At 40.7% G+C, this 307-nt stretch carries 2 tRNA genes; both read right to left on the bottom strand.

The features are described 5' to 3' along the window. Window positions 1–3: 3 nt before the first annotated feature. Window positions 4–79 (bottom strand) — tRNA-Gly (locus tag AAEY99_RS21300). A 152-nt stretch (window positions 80–231) separates the two neighbouring features. Continuing rightward, window positions 232–307, bottom strand: a tRNA-Gly gene (locus AAEY99_RS21295).

Here is a 307-nt window from a genome sequence, read left to right as displayed (position 1 = left end):
ATTTGGAGCGACATATCAGGTTCGAACTGATGACCTATACCTTGGCAAGGTATCGCTCTACCAACTGAGCTAATGTCGCGTACTATCAAAATCATGTAGAAAATTGGAGCGACCTTCTTTATAAATAAAGAGGGGTTCGAACAGATGACCTATACCTTGGCAAAAAAAAAGGTATCGCATTTTCTAAAAGCGCAACTGAGCTAATGTTGCATACAAAATTATGTAGAAAATTGGAGCGACATATCAGGTTCGAACTGATGACCTATACCTTGGCAAGGTATCGCTCTACCAACTGAGCTAATGTCGC

This window comes from Shewanella sp. S1-58-MNA-CIBAN-0166 (assembly GCF_040310085.1).
Lineage (GTDB): Bacteria > Pseudomonadota > Gammaproteobacteria > Enterobacterales > Shewanellaceae > Shewanella.
This window is presented reverse-complemented; position numbering and strand designations above follow the sequence as displayed.